At 56.9% G+C, this 25,533-nt stretch carries 25 protein-coding genes; 14 read left to right on the top strand and 11 right to left on the bottom strand.

Annotated features, from left to right (window positions below):
* Window positions 1-57: 57 nt before the first annotated feature.
* Window positions 58-1,068 carry a class II fructose-bisphosphatase gene (glpX, locus tag ACRDD5_RS21050; RefSeq protein WP_438677895.1) on the top strand — a complete coding sequence of 337 codons (1,011 nt, stop codon included), beginning with the start codon at window positions 58-60 and terminating at the stop codon, window positions 1,066-1,068.
* A 96-nt stretch (window positions 1,069-1,164) separates the two neighbouring features.
* Window positions 1,165-1,911, top strand: coding sequence for a ferredoxin--NADP(+) reductase (fpr, locus tag ACRDD5_RS21045; protein ID WP_271281437.1), 747 nt, complete (start codon window positions 1,165-1,167; stop codon window positions 1,909-1,911).
* Here fpr and ACRDD5_RS21040 read toward each other — a convergent pair whose 3' ends face one another.
* Window positions 1,912-2,331 (bottom strand): DUF805 domain-containing protein, encoded by a 420-nt coding sequence (locus ACRDD5_RS21040; protein WP_438677894.1) that lies wholly within the window; start codon window positions 2,329-2,331, stop codon window positions 1,912-1,914.
* 119 nt (window positions 2,332-2,450) lie between these two features.
* On the opposite strand from ACRDD5_RS21040, the gene ACRDD5_RS21035 reads away from it, so the two are divergent.
* Together ACRDD5_RS21035 and tpiA are read left to right on the top strand one after the other, a co-directional pair.
* Window positions 2,451-3,041 (top strand): DUF1454 family protein, encoded by a 591-nt coding sequence (locus tag ACRDD5_RS21035; protein ID WP_418939598.1) that lies wholly within the window; start codon window positions 2,451-2,453, stop codon window positions 3,039-3,041.
* Between the two features lie 111 nt (window positions 3,042-3,152).
* Window positions 3,153-3,920: a triose-phosphate isomerase gene (gene tpiA, locus ACRDD5_RS21030; RefSeq protein WP_271281434.1), complete on the top strand. Its 768-nt coding sequence runs from the start codon at window positions 3,153-3,155 to the stop codon at window positions 3,918-3,920.
* A gap of 54 nt (window positions 3,921-3,974) precedes the next feature.
* On the opposite strand, the gene ACRDD5_RS21025 is transcribed toward tpiA, so the two are convergent.
* The 6 genes from ACRDD5_RS21025 to cpxP all read right to left on the bottom strand — a co-directional run bounded on the left by ACRDD5_RS21025 (window position 3,975) and on the right by cpxP (window position 10,105).
* On the bottom strand, window positions 3,975-5,279 hold the full coding sequence (locus ACRDD5_RS21025) for an SLC13 family permease (protein ID WP_438677893.1): 1,305 nt from the start codon (window positions 5,277-5,279) through the stop codon (window positions 3,975-3,977).
* Between the two features lie 73 nt (window positions 5,280-5,352).
* Window positions 5,353-6,102 (bottom strand): CDP-diacylglycerol diphosphatase, encoded by a 750-nt coding sequence (locus tag ACRDD5_RS21020; protein ID WP_438677892.1) that lies wholly within the window; start codon window positions 6,100-6,102, stop codon window positions 5,353-5,355.
* Between the two features lie 106 nt (window positions 6,103-6,208).
* A complete protein-coding gene (locus tag ACRDD5_RS21015) occupies window positions 6,209-7,198 on the bottom strand; it encodes a sulfate ABC transporter substrate-binding protein (protein WP_271266253.1) in 990 nt (329 codons plus the stop codon).
* Window positions 7,199-7,408: 210 nt separating this feature from the next.
* Entirely contained in the window at window positions 7,409-8,371 is a 963-nt protein-coding gene (gene pfkA, locus ACRDD5_RS21010) for a 6-phosphofructokinase (RefSeq protein WP_271281431.1), read from the bottom strand.
* A 174-nt stretch (window positions 8,372-8,545) separates the two neighbouring features.
* On the bottom strand, window positions 8,546-9,451 hold the full coding sequence (fieF, locus tag ACRDD5_RS21005; RefSeq protein ID WP_271281430.1) for a CDF family cation-efflux transporter FieF: 906 nt from the start codon (window positions 9,449-9,451) through the stop codon (window positions 8,546-8,548).
* Window positions 9,452-9,604: 153 nt separating this feature from the next.
* Window positions 9,605-10,105: a cell-envelope stress modulator CpxP gene (cpxP, locus tag ACRDD5_RS21000; protein WP_271281429.1), complete on the bottom strand. Its 501-nt coding sequence runs from the start codon at window positions 10,103-10,105 to the stop codon at window positions 9,605-9,607.
* A 150-nt stretch (window positions 10,106-10,255) separates the two neighbouring features.
* On the opposite strand from cpxP, the gene cpxR reads away from it, so the two are divergent.
* A complete protein-coding gene (gene cpxR, locus ACRDD5_RS20995; RefSeq protein WP_271281428.1) occupies window positions 10,256-10,954 on the top strand; it encodes an envelope stress response regulator transcription factor CpxR in 699 nt (232 codons plus the stop codon).
* Complete coding sequence (gene cpxA / locus ACRDD5_RS20990; protein ID WP_438677891.1) at window positions 10,951-12,324, top strand: envelope stress sensor histidine kinase CpxA; 1,374 nt, start codon at window positions 10,951-10,953, stop codon at window positions 12,322-12,324. The genes cpxR and cpxA overlap by 4 nt, the downstream gene beginning before the upstream one ends.
* Before the next feature lie 45 nt (window positions 12,325-12,369).
* Here the strand turns inward: cpxA and yiiM are convergent, their stop codons facing one another.
* Window positions 12,370-13,044, bottom strand: coding sequence for a 6-hydroxyaminopurine reductase (gene yiiM, locus ACRDD5_RS20985; RefSeq protein WP_438677890.1), 675 nt, complete (start codon window positions 13,042-13,044; stop codon window positions 12,370-12,372).
* A 70-nt stretch (window positions 13,045-13,114) separates the two neighbouring features.
* On the bottom strand, window positions 13,115-13,735 hold the full coding sequence (gene sodA / locus ACRDD5_RS20980; protein WP_271281423.1) for a superoxide dismutase [Mn]: 621 nt from the start codon (window positions 13,733-13,735) through the stop codon (window positions 13,115-13,117).
* A 289-nt stretch (window positions 13,736-14,024) separates the two neighbouring features.
* Here sodA and rhaT point away from each other — a divergent pair, with 289 nt between their 5' ends.
* The gene (gene rhaT / locus ACRDD5_RS20975; RefSeq protein ID WP_438677889.1) at window positions 14,025-15,059 is read left to right on the top strand and encodes an L-rhamnose/proton symporter RhaT; all 1,035 of its coding nucleotides are present in this window, start codon (window positions 14,025-14,027) and stop codon (window positions 15,057-15,059) included.
* Here rhaT and rhaR read toward each other — a convergent pair whose 3' ends face one another.
* Together rhaR and rhaS (ACRDD5_RS20965) are read right to left on the bottom strand one after the other, a co-directional pair.
* Window positions 15,060-15,908 carry an HTH-type transcriptional activator RhaR gene (gene rhaR / locus ACRDD5_RS20970; protein WP_438677888.1) on the bottom strand — a complete coding sequence of 283 codons (849 nt, stop codon included), beginning with the start codon at window positions 15,906-15,908 and terminating at the stop codon, window positions 15,060-15,062.
* A gap of 73 nt (window positions 15,909-15,981) precedes the next feature.
* On the bottom strand, window positions 15,982-16,818 hold the full coding sequence (rhaS, locus tag ACRDD5_RS20965; RefSeq protein ID WP_438677887.1) for an HTH-type transcriptional activator RhaS: 837 nt from the start codon (window positions 16,816-16,818) through the stop codon (window positions 15,982-15,984).
* A 303-nt stretch (window positions 16,819-17,121) separates the two neighbouring features.
* On the opposite strand from rhaS (ACRDD5_RS20965), the gene rhaB reads away from it, so the two are divergent.
* From rhaB to ACRDD5_RS20930, 7 genes are all read left to right on the top strand, one after another.
* Entirely contained in the window at window positions 17,122-18,591 is a 1,470-nt protein-coding gene (rhaB, locus tag ACRDD5_RS20960) for a rhamnulokinase (protein WP_438677886.1), read from the top strand.
* A complete protein-coding gene (gene rhaA / locus ACRDD5_RS20955; RefSeq protein WP_271281419.1) occupies window positions 18,588-19,847 on the top strand; it encodes an L-rhamnose isomerase in 1,260 nt (419 codons plus the stop codon). Before rhaB ends, rhaA begins: the two co-directional genes overlap by 4 nt.
* A 118-nt stretch (window positions 19,848-19,965) precedes the next feature.
* The gene (gene rhaD / locus ACRDD5_RS20950) at window positions 19,966-20,796 is read left to right on the top strand and encodes a rhamnulose-1-phosphate aldolase (protein ID WP_271281418.1); all 831 of its coding nucleotides are present in this window, start codon (window positions 19,966-19,968) and stop codon (window positions 20,794-20,796) included.
* Window positions 20,797-20,881: 85 nt separating this feature from the next.
* A complete protein-coding gene (rhaS, locus tag ACRDD5_RS20945) occupies window positions 20,882-21,868 on the top strand; it encodes a rhamnose ABC transporter substrate-binding protein (protein ID WP_271281417.1) in 987 nt (328 codons plus the stop codon).
* A gap of 111 nt (window positions 21,869-21,979) precedes the next feature.
* Window positions 21,980-23,485 carry a sugar ABC transporter ATP-binding protein gene (locus ACRDD5_RS20940; RefSeq protein ID WP_438677885.1) on the top strand — a complete coding sequence of 502 codons (1,506 nt, stop codon included), beginning with the start codon at window positions 21,980-21,982 and terminating at the stop codon, window positions 23,483-23,485.
* Window positions 23,485-24,489 carry an ABC transporter permease gene (locus ACRDD5_RS20935; RefSeq protein WP_271281415.1) on the top strand — a complete coding sequence of 335 codons (1,005 nt, stop codon included), beginning with the start codon at window positions 23,485-23,487 and terminating at the stop codon, window positions 24,487-24,489. Before ACRDD5_RS20940 ends, ACRDD5_RS20935 begins: the two co-directional genes overlap by 1 nt.
* On the top strand, window positions 24,486-25,490 hold the full coding sequence (locus ACRDD5_RS20930; RefSeq protein WP_438677884.1) for an ABC transporter permease: 1,005 nt from the start codon (window positions 24,486-24,488) through the stop codon (window positions 25,488-25,490). Before ACRDD5_RS20935 ends, ACRDD5_RS20930 begins: the two co-directional genes overlap by 4 nt.
* Window positions 25,491-25,533: the final 43 nt, after the last annotated feature.

Genomic DNA, 25,533 nt, shown 5'->3' with positions numbered 1-25,533 from the left:
ACCCTTCCCACTCTGTGAGAAACTTCGTGCAATCCCTTTTGACTGCACGAGTACCCAATGAAACGTGAACTTGCTATCGAATTTTCCCGCGTAACCGAAGCTGCCGCCCTGGCGGGCTACAAGTGGCTTGGCCGCGGCGATAAGAATATCGCGGACGGGGCTGCCGTTCATGCGATGCGCATTATGCTCAACCAGGTCAACATTGACGGCACCATCGTGATTGGTGAAGGCGAAATTGACGAAGCGCCAATGCTGTTTATTGGTGAAAAAGTCGGTACCGGCAACGGCGATGCGGTGGATATCGCCGTCGATCCGATTGAAGGCACCCGCATGACCGCCATGGGTCAGGCCAACGCGCTCGCAGTGTTGGCGGTGGGCGATAAAGGTTCGTTCCTCAATGCGCCAGATATGTACATGGAAAAGCTGATTGTCGGACCAGGGGCTAAAGGCGCAATCGACCTGAACCTGCCGCTGGCGGATAACCTGCGTAACGTTGCCGCCGCGCTGGATAAACCACTGACTGAGCTGACCGTCACCATTCTGGCGAAACCCCGTCATGATGCCGTGATTGCGCATATGCAGCAGCTGGGCGTGCGCGTGTTTGCGATCCCCGATGGCGACGTAGCGGCCTCGATCCTCACCTGCATGCCGGACAGTGAAGTCGACGTGCTGTACGGGATCGGCGGCGCACCGGAAGGTGTGGTTTCAGCTGCGGCAATCCGCGCTCTGGATGGGGATATGCAGGGCCGCCTGCTGGCGCGTCATGAGGTAAAAGGCGACAGCGAAGAGAACCGTCGTATCGGTGAGCAGGAGCTGGCACGCTGTGCCGCCATGGGTATCGAAGCCAATACCGTTTTGCAGCTGGATGACATGGCGCGCAACGATAACGTCATCTTCTCGGCCACCGGCATCACCAAAGGCGATCTGCTGGACGGCATCAGCCGCAAAGGCAATATGGCGACCACCGAAACGCTGCTGATCCGCGGCAAATCGCGCACCATCCGCCGCATCCAGTCGATTCACTATCTGGACCGCAAAGATCCCGACGTGCAGACCCACATTCTGTAATACCGTTTGATCAATTGAGCTTTCCGGCCCGCGCGGGCTGGAAATCTCTCCCCCAGGTAAGGAAGATAGAACAAGAAATCAGCACAGGAGAAGATCATGGCAGACTGGGTAACAGGTAAAGTTAAAAAGGTAGAATTCTGGACCGATGCGCTATTTAGTCTCACCGTCCATGCTCCCATCCATCCCTTCACGGCCGGGCAGTTCGCCAAGCTGGGGCTGGAAATCGACGGCGAACGCGTGCAGCGCGCCTACTCCTACGTTAACGCGCCGGATAACCCGGACCTTGAGTTCTATCTGGTCACCGTCCCTGATGGCAAACTGAGCCCACGACTGGCGGCGCTGAAGCCCGGCGATGAGATACAGATTGTGAGCGAAGCGGCAGGCTTCTTTGTGCTGGATGAAGTCCCGGCCTGCGACACGCTGTGGATGCTGGCAACCGGTACCGCCATCGGCCCTTATCTCTCTATTCTGCAGTACGGACAGGATCTGGATCGCTTTAAAAATATCGTGCTGGTACACGCTGCACGCTATGCCGCCGATTTGAGCTATCTGCCGCTGATGCTGGAATTACAAAAGCGCTATGAAGGCAAACTGAAAATTCAGACCGTGGTGAGTCGCGAAACGGTAGCAGGTTCCCTGACCGGGCGCGTGCCCGCGCTGATTGAAAAGGGGGAGCTGGAAGCGGCCGTTGGCCTGTCGATGAATGCTGAAACCAGCCATGTGATGCTGTGCGGTAATCCGCAGATGGTGCGCGATACCCAGGAACTGCTGAAAACGACCCGACAGATGACCAAACATTTGCGCCGTCGGCCGGGCCATATGACTGCTGAGCACTACTGGTAATTAACGGTACTTCACGTCGATCGTATCTTTTCCGTATTTATTTGCCCCCTGGGTGCCGACAAAGGCGCCCAGGTCGATAACGATCATCACAAAAATAATGGTGGGAATTAAGCGTCCAACGACCCACGGCAACATCGACGGCAGCATCGACCAGTTCCCCGCCAGCAGCATCCACGCCAGAACAACCAGTAGCGCCCATAGCCCTGAGCGGCCCCGGTCGTGCAGACGTTTAACCAACACCGCCGACGTCGGCCACAGCAGAGAGACCAGCACAAACGCAGCGGTCTGAGTGCTCAACCACGCGCGGCTTGCCAGGGTAAACAGGATCAGCATGGCGGCAATCCAGACGCCTATCCAGATCCAGAAATCACGGCGTCCAATACGCCCTTTGAATGAGAACAGCCACTGCTGTATGGTCATATCAGGTTCCTTAGAATCGTAGCGGAGCGTAGTTTACCCTGGAGTTGCATCCTTTTGACAAGCCAGCCGGATACCGTTTTAATCGTGGGCAGTAACATTCAGGGATTTTATTGATGAAGATGCGGTTTCTCTTTATTTGGCTGAGTTTAACACTGCTGGGTGCGGGCATTTCTGTGCGCGCAGCGCAGACCTCCGCGCCCGCAACCGCACCTTATGTGATGCCGGGTGCGCCGTCATTTGATCAGTCCATTAGCCTCTTTCGGGAGACGTTCAATAGCAACAACCCCCGGCTTCCGCTTAGCGAGTTTCGTGCCATTGACGGTGCCCGGGATACCCCGAATCTGACCCGCGCCGCCAGTAAGATTAATGAAAATCTGTATGCTTCTACCGCGCTGGAGCGCGGTACGCTAAAAATTAAGAGCATGCAGATCACCTGGCTGCCGATTCAGGGACCAGAACAAAAAGCCGCAAAAGCCAAAGCGCTGGAGTACATGAGCGCGATTTTACGCGCCTTTACCCCCGCGCTGACCCCATCCCAGAGCCAGAAAAAACTGCAAAAACTGCTGTCGGCAGGCAAAAATAAGCGCTACTACGCCGAAACGGAAGGTGCGGTTCGCTATGTGGTGGCAGACAACGGCGAAAAGGGGCTGACCTTCGCTGTTGAACCGATTAAGCTGGCGTTATCTGAGACGCTCGGTGGGGCGAATTAATGACAAAAAGCAAAGCCTTTCGAGGGAAAATCTCTATACTGATTCACAGACCATGCTGCCCTTCAGGGCGGCCATAATCCTTAATTCGCTCTTGTAGCGTGGAGAAATGAAATGCGACATCCTTTAGTGATGGGTAACTGGAAACTCAACGGCAGCCGCCACATGGTAAATGAACTGGTTGCGAATCTGCGTAAAGAGCTGGCTGGCGTGACCGGCTGCGGCGTTGCGATCGCTCCACCGGACATGTATCTGGATCTGGCTAAACACGCTGCTGACGGTAGCCATATCATTCTGGGCGCGCAGAACGTTGACGTTAACCTGTCTGGCGCATTCACCGGTGAAACCTCCGCTGAAATGCTGAAAGATATCGGCGCGAAATACATCATCATCGGTCACTCTGAACGTCGTACTTACCACAAAGAATCCGACGAGTTCATCGCGAAGAAATTTGCCGTGGTGAAAGAGCAAGGCCTGGTGCCGGTTCTGTGCATCGGTGAAACCGAAGCAGAAAACGAAGCGGGCAAAACTGAAGAAGTTTGCGCACGTCAAATCGACGCGGTACTGACAACGCAGGGCGCGAGCGCGTTCGAAGGCGCAGTTATCGCTTACGAACCCGTCTGGGCAATCGGTACGGGCAAATCAGCAACCCCTGCGCAGGCTCAGGCAGTGCACAAATTTATCCGTGACCACATTGCTAAAGCCGACGCGAAAGTGGCTGAGCAAGTGATCATCCAGTACGGCGGTTCCGTAAATGCAGCGAACGCAGCTGAGCTGTTCACCCAGCCGGATATCGACGGCGCGCTGGTTGGCGGTGCATCCCTGAAAGCTGACGCTTTCGCGGTGATCGTTAAAGCAGCAGAAGCGGCTAAACAGGCGTAATCGCTGTTTGCCGATGAACAAGGCCCGGTCAGCGCCAGCGCTACCGGGCTTTTTTTACAGCTGTCCCAGGATCCTGAACCACAGATAATCCAGCGGCACCAGCACCAGCCAGGTGGCGATCGCCAGCGCCAGGCAGAGCAACATCCCCGCCCGCGCCGGCACTTTGCCTAACCCCATCGCCACCACAATCGGCGACGCCTGATACGGCAGCAGCGGCGTGGAATAGCCCAGTACCTGAATCATAATCACCGACAGCAGCGGAAAACCGGTCGCGTCCGAGAAGCTCTGCGCCAGCGTGGTGTACAGCGCCGGCACGCCGTTCGCGGTCATAATAAAATTCAGCGCCGTGGTGATACCGGTCAGCGCCAGGAAGCTGGTGAACGGATTGTCGGCATCCAGCGGCATTACCTGCAGCAAGGCCTCGCCCACCGCCCGGCCAATCCCTGTCTGCGTCACGGTGATCGCCAGCCCAAGAATGCCCGCCACGTAGATGCAGGTGCGCATGTTCACCCCGGTCGAAAACTCCTCGCCGGTGATGAACCCCACGCGCGGCAGCAGCACCACCAGCGAAGCCGCAAGCCCGACCCACGCCGGGCCAATCCCGTGCCAGCTCTCCGTCACCCACATCACCAACACCACCGCCAGCAGCCAGGCCAGCCGCTTCTCATCGCGCCCCATCGGCTCCGGTGGCGCAAGATCCTGCGCCGGTTTCGGGGCGCCGGGAAACAGCCAGCAGATCAGGCCGATCAGAATGAGTCCTTTCAGAACGCCCAGCACCGGGGTGTGCAGCAGCAAGTACGGCACATAGTTGAGATGAATGCCGTACGACCCTTCCGCCGCGCCGCTCATCACCAGATTGGGCACGTTGGCAGGCAGAATGGTAGCGGAAAGCTGGAAGGTGCCAAACCCGACGGCCAGCGCCAGGCCAAACCACGCCCGGGAGCCATCGGCAATGCTTGCTCGCCTCGCCATCGCCGCCACAATCGGCATCAGCAGCGCGATACGCCCCATATTAGACGGCATCACAAACGCCAGCGCGTAGCTGAGCAACACCACGCTCGCCACCATCTGCACCCAGGAATCGGTCAGCCTGGCTGACAGCGCTCGCGCCGCCCTGTCCGCCAGTCCCGTTTTGCGGATCGCCACGCCGAGCACAAATCCGCTGAACACCAGCCAGAAGGCGGACGACGCAAAACCGCCAAAAATGACATCCGGCGGGGCAATTCGGGCAATCATCGCCGCGGTAAAGAACAGCAGCGCGGTAAGAAATTCCGGCAGTAGCGCCGTCGCCCACAGCACGATAGTGACCAGGATAATCAGCGAGGGCAGAAACAGCGGGTGAGTAAACCAGAGCGACATACCTGTCTCCTGTAGATTTTTTCAGCAAGTCTACGAGGAGCGTTTGCCTCTGTAAACGCCATTTATGGTGGGGTCAATTCAGGATATCGCATTGATGATCCTGCAATTCCTCAGCGGTTGCGAGGTTAAGCGTCAGCAGATTACGCTCGGTCGCCAGCAGGATAAACGACCCATCCGCCTGCTGCGCCATCCCCATGGCGTAGCGCCCCATGTGCTGGCGCGCATCGGGTACCTCCTCTGCCAGCATGATAAACGGGCTGCGCTTAACCAGCTCCGCATCCGTTACCCGGCGCGCCAGATACGTATGCCCTTCCAGACCACCAGGAAACGGCAGCCACTGGGTGCTGATTTGCGCCTGATGCGCATTCAACGCCGCACGCACGTCCGGGCGCAGGCAGGAGATGTGGATATGCAGATGGTTTTGCGTCCGCCCGGTGCGGGAATTAATCGTCAGCGACACCGCGCTGTCAGGAATATCCGCGCCGTGCTTCACACGCATAAAGCTGCGCGCCTGCCACGCCAGCCAGAAGAAATTGGGGGTGTTAGCCTGTGTCAGCAGCGGGCTTTCCGTGCCATTGATACGGTAAGTGGGCATCAACAGATACTGCAGCGGTCCGTTGCGATCTTTTAACACCGCATAACCGGCATCCGGTTTCACCTGGGCGCAAGGGGCAGGATTGCGCTGCTGCAGCTGACCAGGCAAGCACTGGTCGAGGACAATGTCGCGTAACGCATCGGGGTCGCCCGCCTTCATCCGGAAAATCCCCCCCGCCACAATGGCGATCGCCACCAGCGCCAGGAGGATAAAAGCTGCTTTTTTCATGACGCGTTTCCTTTTTCCGAATGAGATGAAAGAGTAACGCAAAATGATGACAAACAAAAAAGCCCGGTCGCGCGAGGCGTACCGGGCCTGATGAGGCTATTTGTGTTTAGCGTTTGCTGATCTGATCGAAGGTGCCGCCATTCGAGAAGTGTTCTTTCTGCGCTTTGGTCCAGCCGCCGAACTCCTGATCGATAGTGAACAGCTTCAGTTTCGGGAAGGCATTTTCGTACTTCTTCGCCACCGCTTCATCACGTGGACGGTAGTAGTTCTTCGCAGCGATCTCCTGGCCTTCTGGCGTGTAGAGATACTTCAGATAGGCTTCGGCCACGGCCTGTGTGCCTTTCTTATCCACGACTTTGTCGACAACGGAAACGGTCGGTTCAGCCAGAATCGATTCGCTCGGGGTGACAATTTCAAATTTGTCTTTGCCCAGCTCGTTGGTGGCCAGCAGCGCTTCGTTTTCCCACGCAATCAGCACGTCACCAATACCGCGTTCCACAAAGGTGTTGGTTGAACCACGCGCGCCGGAGTCCAGCACTTCAACGTTTTTATACAGCGATTTTACGAAATCCTGCGCTTTAGCCTGATCGCCATTGTTGTGATGCAGGGCGTAGCCCCAGGCTGCCAGATAGTTCCAGCGTGCGCCACCGGAGCTTTTCGGGTTTGGGGTGATCACGGATACGCCAGGCTTCACCAGATCATTCCAGTCGTGGATCTGTTTCGGGTTGCCTTTACGCACCAGGAAAACGATGGTGGAGGTGTACGGTGCGGAGTTGTCCGGCAGGCGTTTAATCCAGTTCTTATCGATGCGTCCGCGTTCCGCGATGGCATCCACGTCGTAAGCCAGCGCCAGGGTCACGACATCGGCTTCGATACCGTTAATGACCGACGTTGCCTGCTTACCGGAACCGCCGTGCGACTGGCGGATCACCACGTTGTCGCCGGTTTCCTGTTTCCAGTGCGCCGCGAACGCTTTGTTGTACTGATCGTACAGTTCACGTGTCGGATCGTAAGACACGTTCAGTAACTGGATATCCTTTGCCAGAACGCCGGTCGATGCCAGCAATAAAGTAAACCCCACACCCCATTTGTTCATCGTCCAACTCGCTTAATGATGTTTTTGATGAGTGCAGCGTGCCAGAAAGCTCACCAATGATTAAAGAATAAAAAAAGATTGGATATAACGTTGGGGAATAAATAGGCAGGAAGCGAAAAAAAACCGGGTGGCATCTACGCCTTCCCGGCTTACAAAAGCACGAATCGTAGGCCGGGTAAACGAAGCCGCCACCCGGCGTTACCCATTCAATTAATACAGTTTTTTCGCGCAGTCCAGCCAGTCACCTTTGAACGGACGCTTCATGCTTTCAATTGCGTCAACGATGTCATGGTGAACCAGTTTTTCGTTCTGAATACCGACGCAACGACCGCCGAAGCCCTGCTGCAGCAGCTCAATGGAGTACGCACCCATACGGGAGGCCAGGATACGGTCGTAAGGACCCGGGGAGCCACCGCGCTGGATGTGGCCGAGAACGGTGGCGCGGGTTTCGCGCTTAGTTTCGGTTTCGATGTAACGCGCCAGCTCTTCGATGTCACAGATGTGCTCGGTGATAGCAACGATGGCGTGTTTTTTACCTTTAGCGATCCCGGCTTTGATCTCGGCGACCAGGTCTTCACGGCTGAATTCTACTTCTGGCACCACCACAAACTCACAGCCACCCGCAATGGCCGCTGCCAGCGTCAGGTCGCCACAGTAGCGGCCCATCACTTCAACGATGGAGATACGCTGGTGAGAAGAGGAGGTGTCGCGCAGACGGTCAATCGCTTCAACAACCGTGCCAAGCGCGGTGAAGAAGCCGATGGTGTAATCCGTTCCTTTGATGTCGTTATCGATGGTGCCTGGCAGGCCGATGCACGGGAAGCCCATTTCAGTCAGACGTTTTGCACCCATATAGGAGCCGTCACCGCCGATTACCACCAATGCATCCAGACCGCGTTTCTTCATGTTCTCGATAGCCACCTGACGGATGTGCTCTTCGCGGAATTCCGGGAAACGTGCAGAGCCCAGGAAGGTGCCGCCACGGTTAATCATGTCAGACACGCTGTAGCGGTCGAGCTGTACCATACGATCTTCGTACAGGCCAAGGTAACCGTCATAGACACCAAAAACTTCAAGACCTTCCGTCAACGCCGCGCGAACCACGCCACGAATTGCTGCGTTCATGCCGGGCGCATCACCGCCGCTTGTCAACACACCGATTTTCTTAATCATGACTACCTCTGAACTTAGGAATGCAAAAATGAAATCTGTTGCCGGAAGACGTCTATCGACCAACGAATACTGCAAATAGTATATCAATCACTTCCAGCTGAATTGATTCAGGTCAGCCCACATGGCGGTTATTTTTCCACAAAATGCTGGCCCGGCTCACTTTTTTACAACGAATTACGAAAGCTCAAAATGCTTGTTGTCTGACCTGGGTACAACCGAGCAGGGATCCTGGTGGATAATGACATCCGAACCCGGGAAACGCCGCAAAATCGCTTGCTCAACTTGCTCAGCCACCAGATGGGCCTGAACGAGCGGCAGGTTGTCTTCCATTTCTAAATGAATCTGAATAAAGCGGGTCGGCCCTGACTGCCGCGTGCGAAGATCGTGTGCCCCACTGACGCCTGGCCAGGAGATGACGATTTCAAAGATTTCTTGCCGTTCTGCGTCGGGCAAAGCACGGTCAAGAAGCGATTGCACTGCTTCGTAACCCATGCGTAAGGCACTGTATAAGATATAGATCCCAATCCCTAACGCAAATAACGCATCGGCCCGGTGCCAGCCATACCAGGCCAGACCGAGCGCAATAAGAATAGCGCCGTTCATCATAACATCAGACTGATAATGAAGCATATCTGCCCGTACCGCCTGGCTTTGCGTTTTTCGCACCACCCAGCGCTGGAACGTTACCAGAACGATTGTGCTAATAAGTGCGATAAGCGTAACGATCATCCCAACGCCCGGTTCTTTCATCGGTGACGGGGTATACAGGTGCTGAAACCCGGTCAAAAACAGAAACAACGCCGAGCCGGAAATGAACATACTTTGCGCTAGTGCGGCAAGCGACTCGGCTTTACCGTGACCAAAGGTGTGCTCTTCATCCGCCGGCTGCAGTGAATAGCGCACCACCCACAGGTTAGTGACCGAGGCGGCGATATCGACCAGCGAATCGACCAGTGCCGCCAGAATACTGACCGAACCGGTATACCACCACGCAAAAATTTTGATCACTAGCAGGCACGACGCCATGATCGTCGCCGCGATTGCCGCCCGGCTGACCAGCCGCGCATAAGTTTGATTCATAAACACTCCTGACATGCTATGCCGCTAGTATAACGGATGCAGGGGAGGCAATAAGATGAATAAACGGTTAACACATTTGAATGAAGGGCAAAAAAAACCCCCACATCATGTGGGGGAAGACAGGGATGGTGTCTATGGCAAGGAAAAACAGGGTTACTGGTTACTACGGGTATTGCTACTAAAAAGCGTCGATTCAGACTTCTTCTGCATCCGTGCAACCTCACGCAACTGGTCCATACGTTGCTGGTGTTTCTGGTTCAAAACCGCTTGCTGCTCAGGCGTTAGCAGGTGAAACATCTGGTTGCGGACCCTGGCCATTTCGACCTGGCGAGCAACCTGCTCCTGCGCCATCTTTTCTGCCTGAGCGCGTACAGCGCTTTCATCAAAATTTTCTGCGGTGACAAGGCTATGCATTGTCTCCATTTCGCTAACATTAACAGGGGGCTGGTCATGCCGGGCCCGGTGCATAAGATCGCGCATCTGTTGGCGCTGATGTTCGGTTAAACTTATGCCGTCAAACATATTGACCTGGCCGCTGTGCTGCACAACACCCTCCGTTGAGGGGCGGTTATCGCCGGTGATAGCTTCAGCAGCCTGGCTAAATGCACTGAACGCCAGTGTTGAGGCCATGACGGCAGCGGTAACTATGCGCATCACATACTCCCAAAATCTTTCGTGTCGCGATTCAACGAGAGACAGTCTACGATTCAGGCTGCAAACATGCGTCAGGGGGTGTAAAACAACGTAAAGTCATGGATTAGAGAGCCTTGATGACGTAATTTCTGCCTCGGAGGTATTTAAAGAATGAATAAAATCCTGTTAGTTGATGATGACCGAGAGCTGACATCCCTGTTGAAGGAGCTGCTCGACATGGAAGGCTTTGATGTATCGGTTGCCCATGATGGGGAGCAGGCGCTAAGCCAGCTCGACGATAGCATCGATTTACTTTTGCTCGATGTCATGATGCCGAAGAAGAACGGTATCGACACGCTTAAAGAGCTACGCCAGACACACCAGACCCCCGTGATTATGCTGACCGCGCGCGGCAGCGAACTCGATCGCGTACTCGGCCTTGAGCTGGGTGCCGATGATTATTTACCTAAACCGTTTAACGACCGTGAGCTGGTCGCGCGTATTCGTGCCATCCTGCGCCGTTCTCACTGGAGCGAGCAGCAGCAGAATACCGACAACAGCTCGCCAACGCTGGAAGTCGACTCCCTGAGCCTCAATCCAGGTCGCCAGGAAGCCAATTTTGACGGCCAGGCGCTGGAGCTTACCGGCACCGAGTTCACCCTGCTTTATCTGCTGGCACAGCATCTCGGCCAGGTGGTATCGCGCGAGCATTTAAGCCAGGAAGTACTGGGTAAACGCCTGACGCCGTTCGACCGCGCTATTGATATGCACATCTCTAACCTGCGCCGTAAACTGCCGGAGCGTAAAGACGGTCACCCGTGGTTTAAAACCCTGCGTGGGCGCGGTTATCTGATGGTTTCCGCTTCATGATAGGCAGCTTAACCGCCCGCATCTTCGCCATCTTCTGGCTGACGCTGGCACTGGTTTTAATGCTGGTTTTGATGTTACCCAAACTCGACTCACGCCAGATGACGGAGCTCCTCGACAGCGAGCAACGTCAGGGTGTGATGATCGAGCAGCACGTAGAAGCCGAACTGGCCATCGATCCGCCCAACGATTTGATGTGGTGGCGCAGGCTGTTTCGCGCCATCGATAAGTGGGCGCCGCCCGGACAACGCCTGCTGCTGGTCACCAGCGAAGGGCGCGTGATCGGCGCGGAGCGCAATGAAATGCAGATCATTCGCAACTTCATTGGCCAGGCGGATAACGCCGATCATCCGCAAAAGAAAAAATACGGTCGCGTAGAGATGGTGGGCCCTTTTTCCGTCAGTGACGGGGAAGATAACTACCAGCTCTATCTGATTCGCCCGGCAAGCAACTCCCAGTCCGACTTTATCAACCTGCTGTTTGACCGTCCGCTACTGCTGCTGATTGTCACCATGCTGGTCAGCTCACCACTGCTGCTGTGGCTGGCCTGGAGTCTGGCGAAACCGGCGCGTAAGCTGAAAAACGCGGCGGATGAAGTCGCGCAGGGCAACCTGCGGCAGCACCCGGAACTGGAAGCCGGCCCGCAGGAATTTTTAGCGGCAGGTGCCAGTTTTAACCAGATGGTGACGGCGCTTGAGCGGATGATGACCACTCAGCAGCGTCTGCTTTCGGATATCTCACATGAATTGCGTACCCCGCTGACGCGTCTGCAATTGGGCACCGCCCTGCTGCGCCGCCGCAGTGGTGAAAGCAAAGAGCTGGAACGTATCGAAACGGAAGCGCACCGTCTGGACAGCATGATCAACGACCTGCTGGTGATGTCGCGCAATCAGCAGAAGAACGCGCTGGTCAGCGAAACGGTGAAAGCCAATCACCTGTGGCATGAGGTGCTGGACAACGCCGCCTTCGAAGCGGAACAGGTGGGTAAATCGTTCACCGTCAACTTCCCACCAGGGCCCTGGCCGCTGTACGGTAACCCCAACACGCTGGAAAGCGCGCTGGAGAATATCGTGCGCAACGCCCTGCGCTACTCGCATACCAAAATTGAGGTTGCATTTGCGGTGGATAAAGACGGTATCACCATCAACGTGGATGATGACGGTCCTGGCGTGAGCCCGGAAGATCGCGAGCAGATTTTCCGTCCGTTCTACCGTACCGACGAGGCCCGCGACCGTGAATCTGGCGGCACCGGGTTGGGTCTGGCGATTGTCGAGACCGCCATTCAGCAGCATCGCGGCTGGGTGAAAGCCGATGACAGCCCGCTGGGTGGGTTGCGTTTAACCCTGTGGCTGCCGTTGTATAAACGTTCGTAGCCTGTGTTGTGCCGGGTGGCGGCTATGCCCTACCCGGCCTGACTCTCAACTTCCCCACAATCTGCGAGAATTATCTTCGATCTGGCCGCTAATGCGGCGCTTTTGCATCGTTCGTGTCCAGCTGGTGGACAAGCCCGCCGCCGATAGCAGACGCCGGTACTGATCGTCATCAAACGGCATATGCCACGCAATGGCACAGGCATCATAAACCGACACGTCGCTCAGACGGGAAGCCAGTTCCAGGGGGGCATCGGCGGAGACATTGCCCGCCAGCACCACGCGATACAGCCAGCCGGTTTTACCTGCGTTTTGCAGCTGGGCCGACATATCACTGATGCCAAAATGATAGTTGAGCTTAAAGCAAGGTGAACGCGGCTGAGTGACCTGGATTAGCGTTTCTCCCCAGCGGAAGATATCGCCGATAAAGACGTTTTGCTCCGTCATCCCATCGGTAGAGAGGTTCTCGCCAAAAGCGGGGGCGACAAACAGATCGGCCTGAGCGGGATACTCGCGCGCCCAGTGCTGATAGTGTTCTCGCGGATAGTGGCACAGCGCGCGCTCTGGCCCGCCGTGAATTTTCTTTTCGGCCTGCTCATCGCCTGCCAGCCCCAGGTCGGTCAACATCAGTTCACCGTCAACCTGGCGTTTGGCAATGGCGCTCGGACGGCTGCCGTCGTAATCCCTGACCTTGCCTGTAAAAACATTCACCGGATAGTGCATCGCTGCTCCTTTCTGCAGAGACAAAAAAAGCGAGTCATCAGACTCGCTTCTCACAGGCGGCAATGCAACCTTATTTTTTAGCGGCGAAACGCGCTGCTGCTTCGTCCCAGTTCACGACGTCCCAGAATGCTTTGATGTAGTCTGGACGACGGTTCTGGAATTTCAGGTAGTAAGCGTGTTCCCACACGTCCAGGCCCACGATTGGGAAACCGGATGCGCCAGAAACTGCTTCACCCATCAGCGGGGAGTCCTGGTTCGCGGTAGAAACCACAGCCAGTTTGTCGCCTTTCAGCACCAGCCACGCCCAGCCAGAACCGAAGCGGGTTGCAGCGGCTTTTTCAAACTCAGCTTTGAAGTTATCAACGGAACCGAAGTCGCGCTCGATAGCGGATTTCAGGTCACCCTGTAGGGTGGTGCCGGTTTTCAGGCCTTTCCAGAAGAAGCTGTGGTTCGCATGACCGCCTGCGTTGTTGCGCAGTACAGTTTTCTTGTCAGCTGGCAGTTGATCCAGTTTAGCGATCAGCTCTTCTGCAGACAGGTCAGCGAATTCCGGCAGGCTTTCCAGTGCAGCGTTAGCGTTGTTGACATAAGCCTGGTGGTGTTTGGTGTGATGGATTTCCATCGTCTGCTTGTCGAAATGCGGCTCCAGTGCGTCATAAGCGTACGGCAGGGATGGCAGGGTATAACTCATAATCATCTCCATTATTGTCGGGCGGCAAAGGTGTTAATGCCGCGTAAGCAGTTGGTTCATTATAGTTAATTAAATGATATTGAAAATGTTTATCAATGCCGTAGTTCTAATAAGGTTATAACGTCTGGTTATGAAAGCGAAATTGTGAGTCTCCTCACGCGGTTAACGTGTTCGTTGCCATCAGAAAGCAAAACGCGGCAATCCTCCGAAGGTTCTCTTACCGCTTAATTTTTACACTCATCAAGTCGACAGGAAGACAACGACATATAAAAACGATGAGGATGTAAAAATGAATCATGCAATTACGATGGGTATTTTCTGGCATTTGATAGGTGCAGCCAGTGCAGCCTGTTTCTATGCCCCGTTTAAAAAGGTGAAACACTGGTCATGGGAAACCATGTGGTCCGTTGGCGGTACGGTGTCATGGCTGATTTTGCCCTGGACCATCAGCGCCATCCTGCTGCCCGATTTCTGGGGCTATTTCTCCTCCTTTAACGCCTCAACCCTGCTGCCGGTCTTTATGTTCGGCGCGATGTGGGGCATCGGTAATATCAACTACGGTCTGACCATGCGTTATCTCGGCATGTCGATGGGCATCGGCATCGCGATCGGCATTACGCTGATTGTCGGCACCCTGATGACGCCGATCCTGAATGGTAACTTTGACGTGCTCATCAGTACCGAAGGTGGCCGTATGACGCTGTTAGGCGTGCTGGTAGCGGTGATCGGCGTGGGTATCGTTACGCGCGCGGGTCAGTTGAAAGAGCGCAAGATGGGCATCAAAGCTGCGGACTTCAATCTGAAGAAAGGTCTGGTGCTGGCGGTAATGTGCGGCATCTTCTCGGCCGGTATGTCATTTGCGATGAACGCCGCCAAACCGATGCATGAAGCCGCGGCCGCGCTGGGGGTCGATCCGCTATACGTCGCCCTGCCAAGCTACGTGGTGATCATGGGCGGCGGCGCGTTGGTTAATCTCGGTTTCTGCTTTATTCGTCTGGCAAAAGTGAACGATCTGTCGGTAAAAGCGGATTTCTCGCTGGCTAAATCACTGATCATCACCAACGTGCTGCTGTCGGCGCTCGGCGGCCTGATGTGGTATCTGCAGTTCTTCTTCTATGCCTGGGGCCATGCCAGCATTCCAGCCCAGTTCGACTACATGAGCTGGATGCTTCACATGAGCTTCTACGTGCTGTGTGGCGGGCTGGTGGGTCTGGTGCTTAAAGAGTGGAATAACGCCGGGCGCCGGCCGGTGGGCGTGCTGAGTCTGGGCTGTGTGGTGATCATTATTGCGGCCAACATTGTCGGCCTCGGCATGGCGAACTGATTACGCCGCTTTTCGACTGCGATGACGCCACTGAACCGGCGTCATCCCTATCTCCCGGTTAAATACCACCGAAAAATAGTTACTGTCCTCAAACCCGCACTGCATCGCCACTTCGCTGACCATCATCTCGGTGTGCTGGAGCAGATACTGCGCGTGGCAGATCCGCAGCTGGCGCAGGTAATGGTTGACCGTCATCCCAGTCTGGGTACGGAACTGCTGGCGCAGGGCGCGCTCGCTGCACTGCTCCTGTTCACAGAACTTTTCCAGCACAAAGCTGCGGTTGAGGCTGCCCGCCAGCGCGGTAATCAACTTATCCAGCAACGCCTCCTGCCCGCTGGCGGCGGGGCCATCGGTGGCAAAGCGGTAGCGGTTCAGGGTTAACACCAACTGGGCAAACAGCAGCTCAGACAGTTCGAACGCGTGGGGATCGTTCTTCTGGCTCTCCTGCTCCAACTGGGCGATCACCGGACGCACCAGCGCCATGCCGTTGCTGCCCAGTCGCCAGTGCGGGTTGGCGCGGGCATCGAGAAAGCCCGGAATATTCGCCCCCCAGTCAACGTTGAGCCGCAGCCGGTCAGGGCAGTAAATGACGTTTTGCAGCACCAGATCGTTAACCGAGGCGTAGGCGTGCTTATCTTCAGCGCGGATGTAAAACAGATCCCCGCGGGTGATGCGGTAAGGGCGATCGTTGAGGACGTGCAGGCCATTGCCGCGCCACACCAGCACCAGCTCACAAAAGTCATGGGTATGTTCGGCAAAGACATTTTGCGGATAGCGATCCGCTACCGCCACGGCCTGGGCGGTAGAGGCAAAAAAATCGGCTCTGCGAAGAATTAACTGTCCTGCCACATCCTGACCCCAACGGTGAACAACCTGACATTATTACCCGGTTTGCGGTCAAAAAACGGTGATTGCCTTCGCGTTACTGAAGTGACGCATCCCGGCCCTGACGAATGTCGCGCGGGGACCATTCGAACTCGCGGCGAAACAGGGTGGAAAAGTGGTTACTGTCGCCGAAACCACAGTGATATGCGATATCTGTCACGCTGTCATCGGTATGGCGCAGAAGATGGCGGGCCTTGATCAGCCGCAGGCGGTTCAGATAGCGCTGGGGCGTGAGCCCGGTGTGCTGCTTCAACTGGCGATGCAGGGTGCGTAGCGAGAGCGAAAAGTTCTCTGCCAGCGTCTCCCAGCACACCTCTTCGGCGAAGTGATCTTCCAGCCAGGCCATCAGCTGATTGAGCCGGGCATCGTTATTCTCCAGCCCTTCCACCAGGCTGCTGCGGCGCAGCAGGACCAGCAGCTGCATAAACAGCAGTTCGCGGCTGGCGAGCGCATGGGTTTCAGTATTGTCGTCAGACTGCTCCATCTGGCTGACCAGCTGGCGTACCTGCTGCAGCGTGGAGGGGTTCACCCGCCAGTGCGACGGATAGTGCCCGTCCTTTTCCTGCGGCAGCAGCTGGTTGATACCCGACAAAAACTGGAATGCATCCGGGGAACGGTACAGCACGTTGGTCAGGCACAGGTTGTCGGTATGTTCATACAGGTGCCGGTCATGGTCACGGACAAAACAGACCGTACCGCCGCTGATGGTATAGGGCTGACCGTTAAATACGTGGATCCCGGTCCCGTGTTCAACAATCACAATTTCATGGAAATCATGGTGATGCTCAGGAAATGCCGCCTGAGGCAGTCGCGGTTCAATCGCCACAGGCGAGCCTCCGGAAGGGAAAAAATCCACGCTGTGCAGTACGGTCATAACGGCCACCACCAATGAGAAATGTTCTCAAAATAGTAATTAAGGGCAGCGGTTCTTACCTTAAATTTCTGACAGCATTTGGCGCAAACCCTGTCGATTTTTTAAGAAACATCGACAAAGATCCGGAAATGCGGCCACCGTCACACCACCCAAAATCCGCCCTAATAATAGAAATTGTGAACTCCCTCACGTTCATCTTTGCTTTCTTGCCAGCCGCACAAATTCCCTGTCAGTGGCAAGAAGGTGCTTTTTTGTTCCCCTTCTTACACTTTCGAGCAATGACTCCAAGAAGGACCTCCGACCATGACTTTCCGCCATTGTGTGGCTGTCGATTTAGGCGCATCCAGCGGCCGCGTAATGCTGGCGAGCTATCACCGCGAACAGCGCACGCTGTCGCTGCGTGAGATCCACCGCTTTGTTAACTGCCTGCAAAAGCAGGACGGCTTTGACTGCTGGGATATCGATAGCCTGGAAGCGGAGATCCGCACCGGGCTGAATAAGGTGTGCGAAGAAGGGATTCGCATCGACAGCATCGGGATTGACACCTGGGGCGTGGATTACGTGCTGCTGGACCGTCAGGGCAACCGCGTCGGCCTGCCGGTCTCCTATCGCGACAGCCGTACCGACGGGATGATGGCGCACGCATTAGCCCAGATCGGTAAAGCGGAGATCTACGGGCGCAGCGGCATTCAGTTTCTGCCGTTTAACACCCTGTATCAGCTGCGGTCGCTGGTCGAACAGCAGCCGGAGCTGGTGGCAAACGTCGCCCATGCCCTGCTGATCCCGGACTACTTCAGCTATCGGCTGACCGGCAAGATGAACTGGGAGTACACCAACGCCACCACCACTCAGTTGGTGAACATTAACTCCGATAACTGGGACGAGAACCTGCTCAACTGGACCGGCGCACCGCAGAGTTGGTTCGGCACGCCCACCCATCCGGGCAATGTGATCGGTCACTGGATTTGCCCACAGGGTCATCCCATCCGGGTAGTGGCCGTGGCCAGCCACGATACCGCCAGCGCGGTGATCGCCGCGCCGCTGGCCAGCAAAGACGCAGCGTATCTCTCCTCCGGAACCTGGTCGCTGATGGGCTTTGAGAGCAAAACCCCGTACACCAGCGAAGATGCGCTGGCGGCCAATATCACCAACGAAGGCGGAGCAGAAGGCCGCTATCGGGTGCTGAAAAACATCATGGGCCTGTGGCTGCTGCAGCGGGTGCTGAAAGAGCAGAACGTGAGCGACCTGGCCGCCCTGATCGGTGAAACGGAAACCCTTCCGGCATGCCGTTTCCTGATCAATCCGAACGACGACCGTTTTATCAATCCAGATAACATGAGCGCTGAAATCCAGGCCGCCTGTCGCGACAGCGCGCAGCCGGTGCCTGCCAGCGCCGCCGAACTGGCGCGCTGCATCTTCGACAGCCTCGCCCTGCTGTACGCCGAGGTACTGAACGAGCTGGCGACCCTGCGCGGCAAGCCGTTCAGCCAGCTGCACATTGTCGGCGGTGGCTGCCAGAACCAGCTGCTTAACCAGCTGTGCGCCGACGCCTGCGGTATCACCGTGGTCGCCGGACCCATTGAGGCCTCGACGCTCGGCAATATAGGCATCCAGCTGATGACCCTGGACGAACTGACCAACGTTGACCAATTCCGCCAGGTGGTGACCGGCAATTACGGCCTGACCACCTTTACCCCCAATCCCGATCATGAAATTGCCCGCTATCGCGCGCAATTACAGCAACAACGACCGACTAAGGAGCTTTGCGCATGACCACTCAACTTGAACAAGCCTGGGAACTGGCTAAACAGCGTTTCGCCGCCGTGGGCGTGGATGTCGAGGAGGCTTTGCGTCAGCTTGACCGTCTGCCCGTCTCTATGCACTGCTGGCAGGGCGATGACGTCGCCGGTTTTGAGAACCCAGGCGGCGCGCTGACCGGCGGTATTCAGGCCACCGGCAACTATCCGGGCAAGGCGCGTAACGCCACGGAGCTGCGGGCGGATCTCGAGCTGGCCCTGAGCCTGATCCCAGGCCCTAAACGCCTGAACCTGCACGCCATTTATCTGGAATCCGACCAGCCGGTCGATCGCAATGCGATTAAGCCGGAACACTTTAAGAACTGGGTCGAGTGGGCCAGAAGCAACAAGCTTGGGCTGGATTTTAACCCGTCCTGCTTCTCGCACCCTTTGAGCGCGGACGGGTTTACCCTCTCCCACGCCGATGACGATATTCGCCAGTTCTGGATTGACCACGTGAAGGCCAGCCGTCGCGTGTCGGCTTATTTCGGCGAGCAACTCGGTACGCCGTCGGTGATGAACATCTGGATCCCGGACGGGATGAAAGACATCACCGTCGATCGCCTCGCCCCGCGCCAGCGTCTGCTGGCGGCGCTGGACGAAGCGATGAGCGAGAAGCTGGATCCGGCACACCATCTCGATGCGGTTGAGAGCAAGCTGTTCGGCATCGGTGCCGAAAGCTACACCGTGGGCTCCGGCGAGTTCTACATGGGTTACGCCACCAGCCGTCAGACCGCGCTGTGTCTGGATGCAGGACATTTCCACCCGACGGAAGTGATCTCCGACAAAATCTCTGCCGCGATGCTGTACGTCCCGCACCTGCTGCTGCACGTCAGCCGCCCGGTGCGCTGGGACAGCGACCACGTGGTGCTGCTTGATGATGAAACCCAGGCCATCGCCAGCGAAATTATCCGCCATGACCTGTTTGACCGGGTGCATATCGGTCTCGACTTCTTCGACGCCTCCATCAACCGCATCGCGGCGTGGGTTATTGGCACCCGCAATATGAAAAAAGCTCTGCTGCGCGCCCTGCTGGAACCGACTGAGGAGTTACGTACCCTGGAAGCCTCGGGGGATTACACCACCCGCCTGGCGCTGCTGGAAGAGCAAAAATCGCTGCCGTGGCAGGCCGTATGGGAGATGTACTGCCAGCGCAACGATACCCCGGCGGGCAGCCAGTGGCTGGACAACGTGCGCGCGTATGAACACGACGTATTGAGCAAACGCGGGTAAGACAACCCTCACCTCTGCCCTCTCCCCCAGGGAGAGGGAGCAAACCATCCCCTCGCCCCAAAGGGGCGAAGGTTAGGGTGAGGGGAAACCTCACCGCGATCACAGGAAACGAAAGACTATGCAGACCATCACCAACGCCTGGTTCGTCCAGGGCATGATTAAAGCCACCACCGACGCCTGGCTGAAAGGCTGGGACGAGCGCAACGGCGGTAACCTGACCCTGCGCCTTGACGATACGGATATCGCCCCGTTCGAAGCTGACTTCCACGCCAAGCCGCGCTATATCGCTCTGAGCCAGCCGATGCCGCTGCTCGCCAACACGCCATTTATCGTCACCGGATCCGGTAAGTTCTTCCGCAACGTCCAGCTCGATCCTGCGGCCAATTTAGGCATCGTAAAAGTGGACAGCGACGGCGCGGGCTACCACATTCTTTGGGGGCTGACCAACGAAGCGGTACCCACCTCTGAACTGCCAGCCCACTTTCTCTCCCACTGTGAGCGTATCAAAGCCAGCGGTGGGAAAGACCGCGTGATTATGCACTGCCACGCCACCAACCTGATCGCCCTGACCTTCGTGCTGGAGAACAACACTGACGTGATCACCCGTCAGCTGTGGGAAGGCAGCACCGAGTGTCTGGTGGTGTTCCCGGATGGCGTGGGCATTCTGCCGTGGATGGTGCCGGGTACCGACGAGATCGGCGAAGCCACCGCAGTTGAGATGCAAAAACATTCCCTGGTGCTGTGGCCGTTCCACGGCGTGTTCGGTAGCGGCCCAACGCTTGATGAAACCTTTGGCCTGATCGACACCGCCGAGAAGTCTGCCGAAGTGCTGGTGAAAGTCTATTCCATGGGTGGCATGAAGCAGACCATCACCCGGGAAGAACTGATTGCGCTGGGCAAACGCTTTGGCGTTAACCCTATGCAGTCGGCGTTAGATCTGTACAAATAAGAACATCGCGCCCCGCTCATTGAGACGGGGCGAAACTACACCTGCAATCCCTACACAACTAACTCAATTAAGTGGAGTAAAAGCAATGAAAATAAAGACAAGCTTGATCCTCACCGTTGCCGCCCTGGCGTTGTCCGGTTCTGCTTTAGCTGAAGTAAAAATCGCCCTGGTGGCAAAATCGTTAGGCAATGGATTCTTTGAAGCAGCAAACGTTGGCGCGCAGGAAGCAGCCAAAGAGTTAGGCGATGTAAAAGTGATTTATACCGGCCCGACCACCACCACCGCAGAAGCACAGATCGAAGTGCTGAACGGATTGATCGCTCAGGGTGTGGATGCGATCGCCATCTCCGCCAACGATCCGGATGCCGTGGTGCCGGTACTGAAAAAAGCAATGCAGCGCGGGATCAAAGTCGTGTCCTGGGATTCCGGCGTGGCCAAAGCGGGCCGTCAGATCCACCTCAATCCGTCCAATAACGCCCTGATTGGCGAAACCAACGTCAAGCTGGCGGCCGAAGCGCTGAAAGCGCTGAACGTGGAGAAAGGCGACGTGGCAGTATTGAGCGCCACCCCAACCTCCACCAACCAGAACACCTGGATTGCCGAGATGAAAAAGGTGCTGCCACAGTATCCGTCCGTCAATCTGGTGACCGTGGCCTATGGCGACGATCTGTCGGACAAGAGCTACCGCGAAGCGGTCGGCCTGCTGAAAACCTATCCTGACCTGAAAGTGATTGTCTCCCCGTCTTCCGTGGGCATTGTGGCTGCCGCGCAGGCAGTAAAAGACCAGGGCAAGATCGGCAAAGTGTATGTCACCGGCCTGGGACTGCCTTCTGAGATGGCGGGCGCGGTGAAATCCGGCGCCAGCAAGAGCTTCGCCATCTGGAACCCGATCGACCTCGGCTATGCCGCCACCTATTTAGCGGATGATCTGGTGAAAGGTACCGCCACTAAACAGGAAGCCAGCATGGGTAAACTGGGCAAAGTGAAGCTCGATGCCGACGGCAGCGGCGCAATGGCTGAGCCGTTTGTTTACGATGCCAGCAACATTGATAAGTTCTCGAAGATTTTCTAACAACTTCACCCCTCACCCTAACCCTCTCCCCAAAAGGGAGTGGGGACCGATCGAGCCCCTCGCCCCTATGGGGAGAGGGGTTGGGGTGAGGGGGTCTTATGGAGAACTATCATGTCCATACCCTTGCTTCAGCTTCAGGGCATCACCAAGGTATTCCCGGGTGTACGTGCCCTTGAGAACGTGCAGCTCGAACTCTGGCCCGGCAAAGTCACCGCCCTGATCGGCGAAAACGGCGCGGGTAAATCGACGCTGGTTAAAGTGATGACCGGTATCTATCAGCCCGACGAAGGCGAGATCCTCTACAAAGCGATTCCCATCCACCTGCCAACCCCCGACTCAGCACATAAGGTGGGGATTACCGCCATTCACCAGGAGACCGTGCTTTTCGATGAGCTGTCGGTCACCGAAAATATTTTTGTCGGCCAGTATCTGTATAAAGGCATTTTTAAGAAGCTCGACTGGCCGGAAATGCACCGTAAAGCCCAGGCGATCCTCAGCCGCCTGGAGGTGCAGATTGACCCACGCGCGACGCTTAAAACCCTGAGCATTGCCCAGCGCCATATGGTGGCGATTGCCCGCGCCCTGTCGTTTGATGCCCAGGTGGTGATCCTCGATGAACCGACTGCCGCCCTGTCGCAGCACGAAATCCTCGAGTTTTATCAGATCGTCGAGCGTTTAAAGCAGGAAGGGAAAGCCATCCTGTTTATTTCGCATAAATTCGACGAGATTTTTGAGCTGGCGGATCACTACACCATTCTGCGCGACGGCGTGTTTGTTGGCGCCGGGGCGATCAACGACATCACCGAAGAACGGATGGTGGCGATGATGGTCGGGCGCGCAATTACCCAGACTTTCCCGAAGGTGGCCTGCGAAAAAGGCGCTACCGTGCTGGAGGTGCAGGAGCTCTGTCATCCAACCGAGTTCGCCAATATCTCCTTCACCCTGCGCAAAGGCGAGATCCTCGGCTTTTACGGCCTGGTCGGCGCCGGGCGTACCGAGCTGATGCAGGCTTTGAGCGGCGTATCGCGCCCCTCTTCCGGCAATATTGTGCTGAACGGCACTGCCCGGCACTTCCGCCAGCCCGCAGATGCCATTCAAGCCGGGATCGTCTGCGTGCCCGAAGAGCGGCAAAAACAGGGGGCGATTATCGAGCTGTCGATTGCGCAGAACATCAGCCTGCCGCAGCTCGGCAAACTCAACCCTAACGGGGTGCTGAACGAGGAGCGGGAGTGGCAGCTGGCGGACGATTACGCGAAGCGCCTGCAGGTAAAAGCCTTTAGCTGGAAACAGGCGGTTGAAACGCTCTCCGGCGGCAATCAGCAAAAAGTGGTGATCGGCAAATGGCTGGCGACCCACCCGGAGGTGATCATCCTCGATGAGCCGACCAAAGGGATCGACATCGGCTCCAAAGCGGCGGTGCATCAGTTTATGTCCGAGCTGGTAGGCCAGGGGCTGGCGGTGATTATGGTCTCGTCCGAACTGCCGGAGGTGATGGGTATGGCCGACCGGATTATCGTCATGCATGAAGGGCTGATGGTGGCGGAGTATCAGGCGGGTGAGGCAACAGCCGAAACCATCGTCAGCGCCGCCAGCGGTGCCCGACAGGAGGCCGCATAATGGTGCAGCAACTGCTTAAACACCGCGAGGTATTACTCGCGGCGGTGATCGTGCTGATGATTATCGCCATCGGCACGCGCGTTCCGTCGTTTATCGCCCCGGGTAACCTGGTGGAGATGTTCAACGACACCTCGATTCTGATTATTCTCGCCCTCGGCCAGATGATGGTACTGCTCACCAAAGGCATCGACCTGTCGATGGCAGCGAACCTGGCGCTGACCGGGATGATTGTCGCCCTGATTAACTTCCACTACCCCGACGTACCGGTGTGGGCGCTGCTGATTCTGGCGACCGCGCTTGGCCTGCTGATGGGGATGATCAACGGTCTGCTGGTGTGGAAAATGGGCATTCCGGCGATTGTGGTCACGCTCGGCACCATGAGCATCTACCGCGGGATTATCTTCCTGCTCTCCGGCGGCGGCTGGGTCAACTCCAACCAGATGGGCACCGATTTCCTCGGCCTGCCGCGCGCCTCATTGCTGGGGATGCCGGTCCTGAGCTGGTGCGCGGTTGCCGCCCTGCTGCTGGTGGGCTATTTCCTGCGCTACAGCCGCACCGGACGCGCACTTTACACCGCAGGCGGCAACGCCACGGCGGCGTACTACACCGGGATTAACGCCGGAAAAATGCAGTTCGTCAGCTTCTGCCTCTCCGGGGCGTTGGCCGGGTTCTGCGGCTATCTGTGGATCTCACGCTTCGCGGTGGCCTATGTCGACGTGGCGAACGGCTTTGAGCTGCAGGTGGTAGCGGCCTGCGTCATCGGCGGCATCAGCACCATGGGTGGCACCGGTCGGGTACTGGGCTGCCTGTGCGGGGCACTGTTCCTTGGGGTGATCAACAATGCCCTGCCGGTGATTGGTGTGTCGCCGTTCTGGCAGATGGCCATCTCCGGGACGGTGATCGTGATTGCGGTCCTGCTCAATGAGCGCGGCAACAAACGCAAAGGCCGGTTAATCCTGCGCGATGCGGCACTGGCGCGGCAGAAACAGGCGGTGAGAGCATGAGCAAAATTATGACGTCTGAAGAGATCAAAAATACGCCCGCTGCGGCGGGGATTTTCCGGCGCCTGCTGTGCTGGGAAGGTTTTCTGCTGGCGGTGACGCTGGCGGTGTTCGTGGTTAATGCCCTGGCCTCCCCGTACTTCCTTGATATCTGGAACCTGTCGGATGCCACGTTCAACTTCACCGAAAAAGCGATCATCGTGCTGCCGATGGCGATGCTGATTATCGCCCGTGAAATTGATCTGTCGGTGGCCTCCACCATCGCGCTCAGCTCAACGGTAATGGGCTTTTGCGCGGCGGCCGGGCTGGATACCCCATGGCTGGTCTGCGTGGGGTTAGGGGTTGGGCTGCTGTGCGGGTTGTTCAACGGTATCCTGGTGACGCGCTTTAACCTGTCGTCGATTGTGATCACCATCGGCACCATGAGCCTGTATCGCGGCATTACCTACATCCTGCTCGGCGACCAGGCGCTCAACGCCTACCCGGAGAGCTTCGCCTGGCTTGGGCAGGGCTACGTCTGGGGCGCGCTGTCGTTTGAGTTCGCGCTGTTTATCGTGCTGGCTGTCCTGTTTGCCTTCGTGCTGCACCGAACCAACTTTGGCCGCCGCACCTACGCCATCGGCAATAACCCGACCGGAGCATGGTATTCCGGCATCAACGTGAAGCGTCACAACCTGATCCTCTTTGCGCTGGTGGGGCTGATGGCCGGGTTGGCCTCGGTGCTGCTCACCTCGCGTCTGGGCAGTACCCGCCCGACGATCGCGATGGGCTGGGAGCTGGCAGTAGTGACGATGGCAGTGCTGGGCGGGGTCAATATCCTCGGCGGTTCCGGCAGCATGGTGGGCGTGATTATCGCCGCCTTCCTGATGGGGCTGGTCACCTTCGGCCTGAGCCTGCTCAACGTGCCGGGCATTGTGATGTCGGTGATTATCGGCGCAATGCTGATTGTGGTGATCTCCCTGCCGATCATCACCCGCCGGATTATGCAGCGAAGACGGATCTAAATGTCGGGTGGCGCGGCGTACACGCGCTGCGCCACCGGGCATA

It is taken from the genome of Silvania sp., assembly GCF_051656365.1.
GTDB classification, from domain to species: Bacteria; Pseudomonadota; Gammaproteobacteria; order Enterobacterales; family Enterobacteriaceae; genus Enterobacter; species Enterobacter hatchlandensis.
This window is presented reverse-complemented; position numbering and strand designations above follow the sequence as displayed.

Bases quoted from the DNA above. Each gene is read 5' to 3' on its own strand.
- glpX (WP_438677895.1), top strand. From the start codon at position 58: ATGAAACGTGAACTTGCTATCGAATTTTCCCGCGTAACCGAAGCTGCC.
- fpr (WP_271281437.1), top strand. From the start codon at position 1,165: ATGGCAGACTGGGTAACAGGTAAAGTTAAAAAGGTAGAATTCTGGACC.
- ACRDD5_RS21040 (WP_438677894.1), bottom strand. From the start codon at position 2,331: ATGACCATACAGCAGTGGCTGTTCTCATTCAAAGGGCGTATTGGACGC.
- ACRDD5_RS21035 (WP_418939598.1), top strand. From the start codon at position 2,451: ATGCGGTTTCTCTTTATTTGGCTGAGTTTAACACTGCTGGGTGCGGGC.
- tpiA (WP_271281434.1), top strand. From the start codon at position 3,153: ATGCGACATCCTTTAGTGATGGGTAACTGGAAACTCAACGGCAGCCGC.
- ACRDD5_RS21025 (WP_438677893.1), bottom strand. From the start codon at position 5,279: ATGTCGCTCTGGTTTACTCACCCGCTGTTTCTGCCCTCGCTGATTATC.
- ACRDD5_RS21020 (WP_438677892.1), bottom strand. From the start codon at position 6,102: ATGAAAAAAGCAGCTTTTATCCTCCTGGCGCTGGTGGCGATCGCCATT.
- ACRDD5_RS21015 (WP_271266253.1), bottom strand. From the start codon at position 7,198: ATGAACAAATGGGGTGTGGGGTTTACTTTATTGCTGGCATCGACCGGC.
- pfkA (WP_271281431.1), bottom strand. From the start codon at position 8,371: ATGATTAAGAAAATCGGTGTGTTGACAAGCGGCGGTGATGCGCCCGGC.
- fieF (WP_271281430.1), bottom strand. From the start codon at position 9,451: ATGAATCAAACTTATGCGCGGCTGGTCAGCCGGGCGGCAATCGCGGCG.
- cpxP (WP_271281429.1), bottom strand. From the start codon at position 10,105: ATGCGCATAGTTACCGCTGCCGTCATGGCCTCAACACTGGCGTTCAGT.
- cpxR (WP_271281428.1), top strand. From the start codon at position 10,256: ATGAATAAAATCCTGTTAGTTGATGATGACCGAGAGCTGACATCCCTG.
- cpxA (WP_438677891.1), top strand. From the start codon at position 10,951: ATGATAGGCAGCTTAACCGCCCGCATCTTCGCCATCTTCTGGCTGACG.
- yiiM (WP_438677890.1), bottom strand. From the start codon at position 13,044: ATGCACTATCCGGTGAATGTTTTTACAGGCAAGGTCAGGGATTACGAC.
- sodA (WP_271281423.1), bottom strand. From the start codon at position 13,735: ATGAGTTATACCCTGCCATCCCTGCCGTACGCTTATGACGCACTGGAG.
- rhaT (WP_438677889.1), top strand. From the start codon at position 14,025: ATGAATCATGCAATTACGATGGGTATTTTCTGGCATTTGATAGGTGCA.
- rhaS (WP_438677887.1), bottom strand. From the start codon at position 16,818: ATGACCGTACTGCACAGCGTGGATTTTTTCCCTTCCGGAGGCTCGCCT.
- rhaB (WP_438677886.1), top strand. From the start codon at position 17,122: ATGACTTTCCGCCATTGTGTGGCTGTCGATTTAGGCGCATCCAGCGGC.
- rhaA (WP_271281419.1), top strand. From the start codon at position 18,588: ATGACCACTCAACTTGAACAAGCCTGGGAACTGGCTAAACAGCGTTTC.
- rhaD (WP_271281418.1), top strand. From the start codon at position 19,966: ATGCAGACCATCACCAACGCCTGGTTCGTCCAGGGCATGATTAAAGCC.
- rhaS (WP_271281417.1), top strand. From the start codon at position 20,882: ATGAAAATAAAGACAAGCTTGATCCTCACCGTTGCCGCCCTGGCGTTG.
- ACRDD5_RS20940 (WP_438677885.1), top strand. From the start codon at position 21,980: ATGTCCATACCCTTGCTTCAGCTTCAGGGCATCACCAAGGTATTCCCG.
- ACRDD5_RS20935 (WP_271281415.1), top strand. From the start codon at position 23,485: ATGGTGCAGCAACTGCTTAAACACCGCGAGGTATTACTCGCGGCGGTG.
- ACRDD5_RS20930 (WP_438677884.1), top strand. From the start codon at position 24,486: ATGAGCAAAATTATGACGTCTGAAGAGATCAAAAATACGCCCGCTGCG.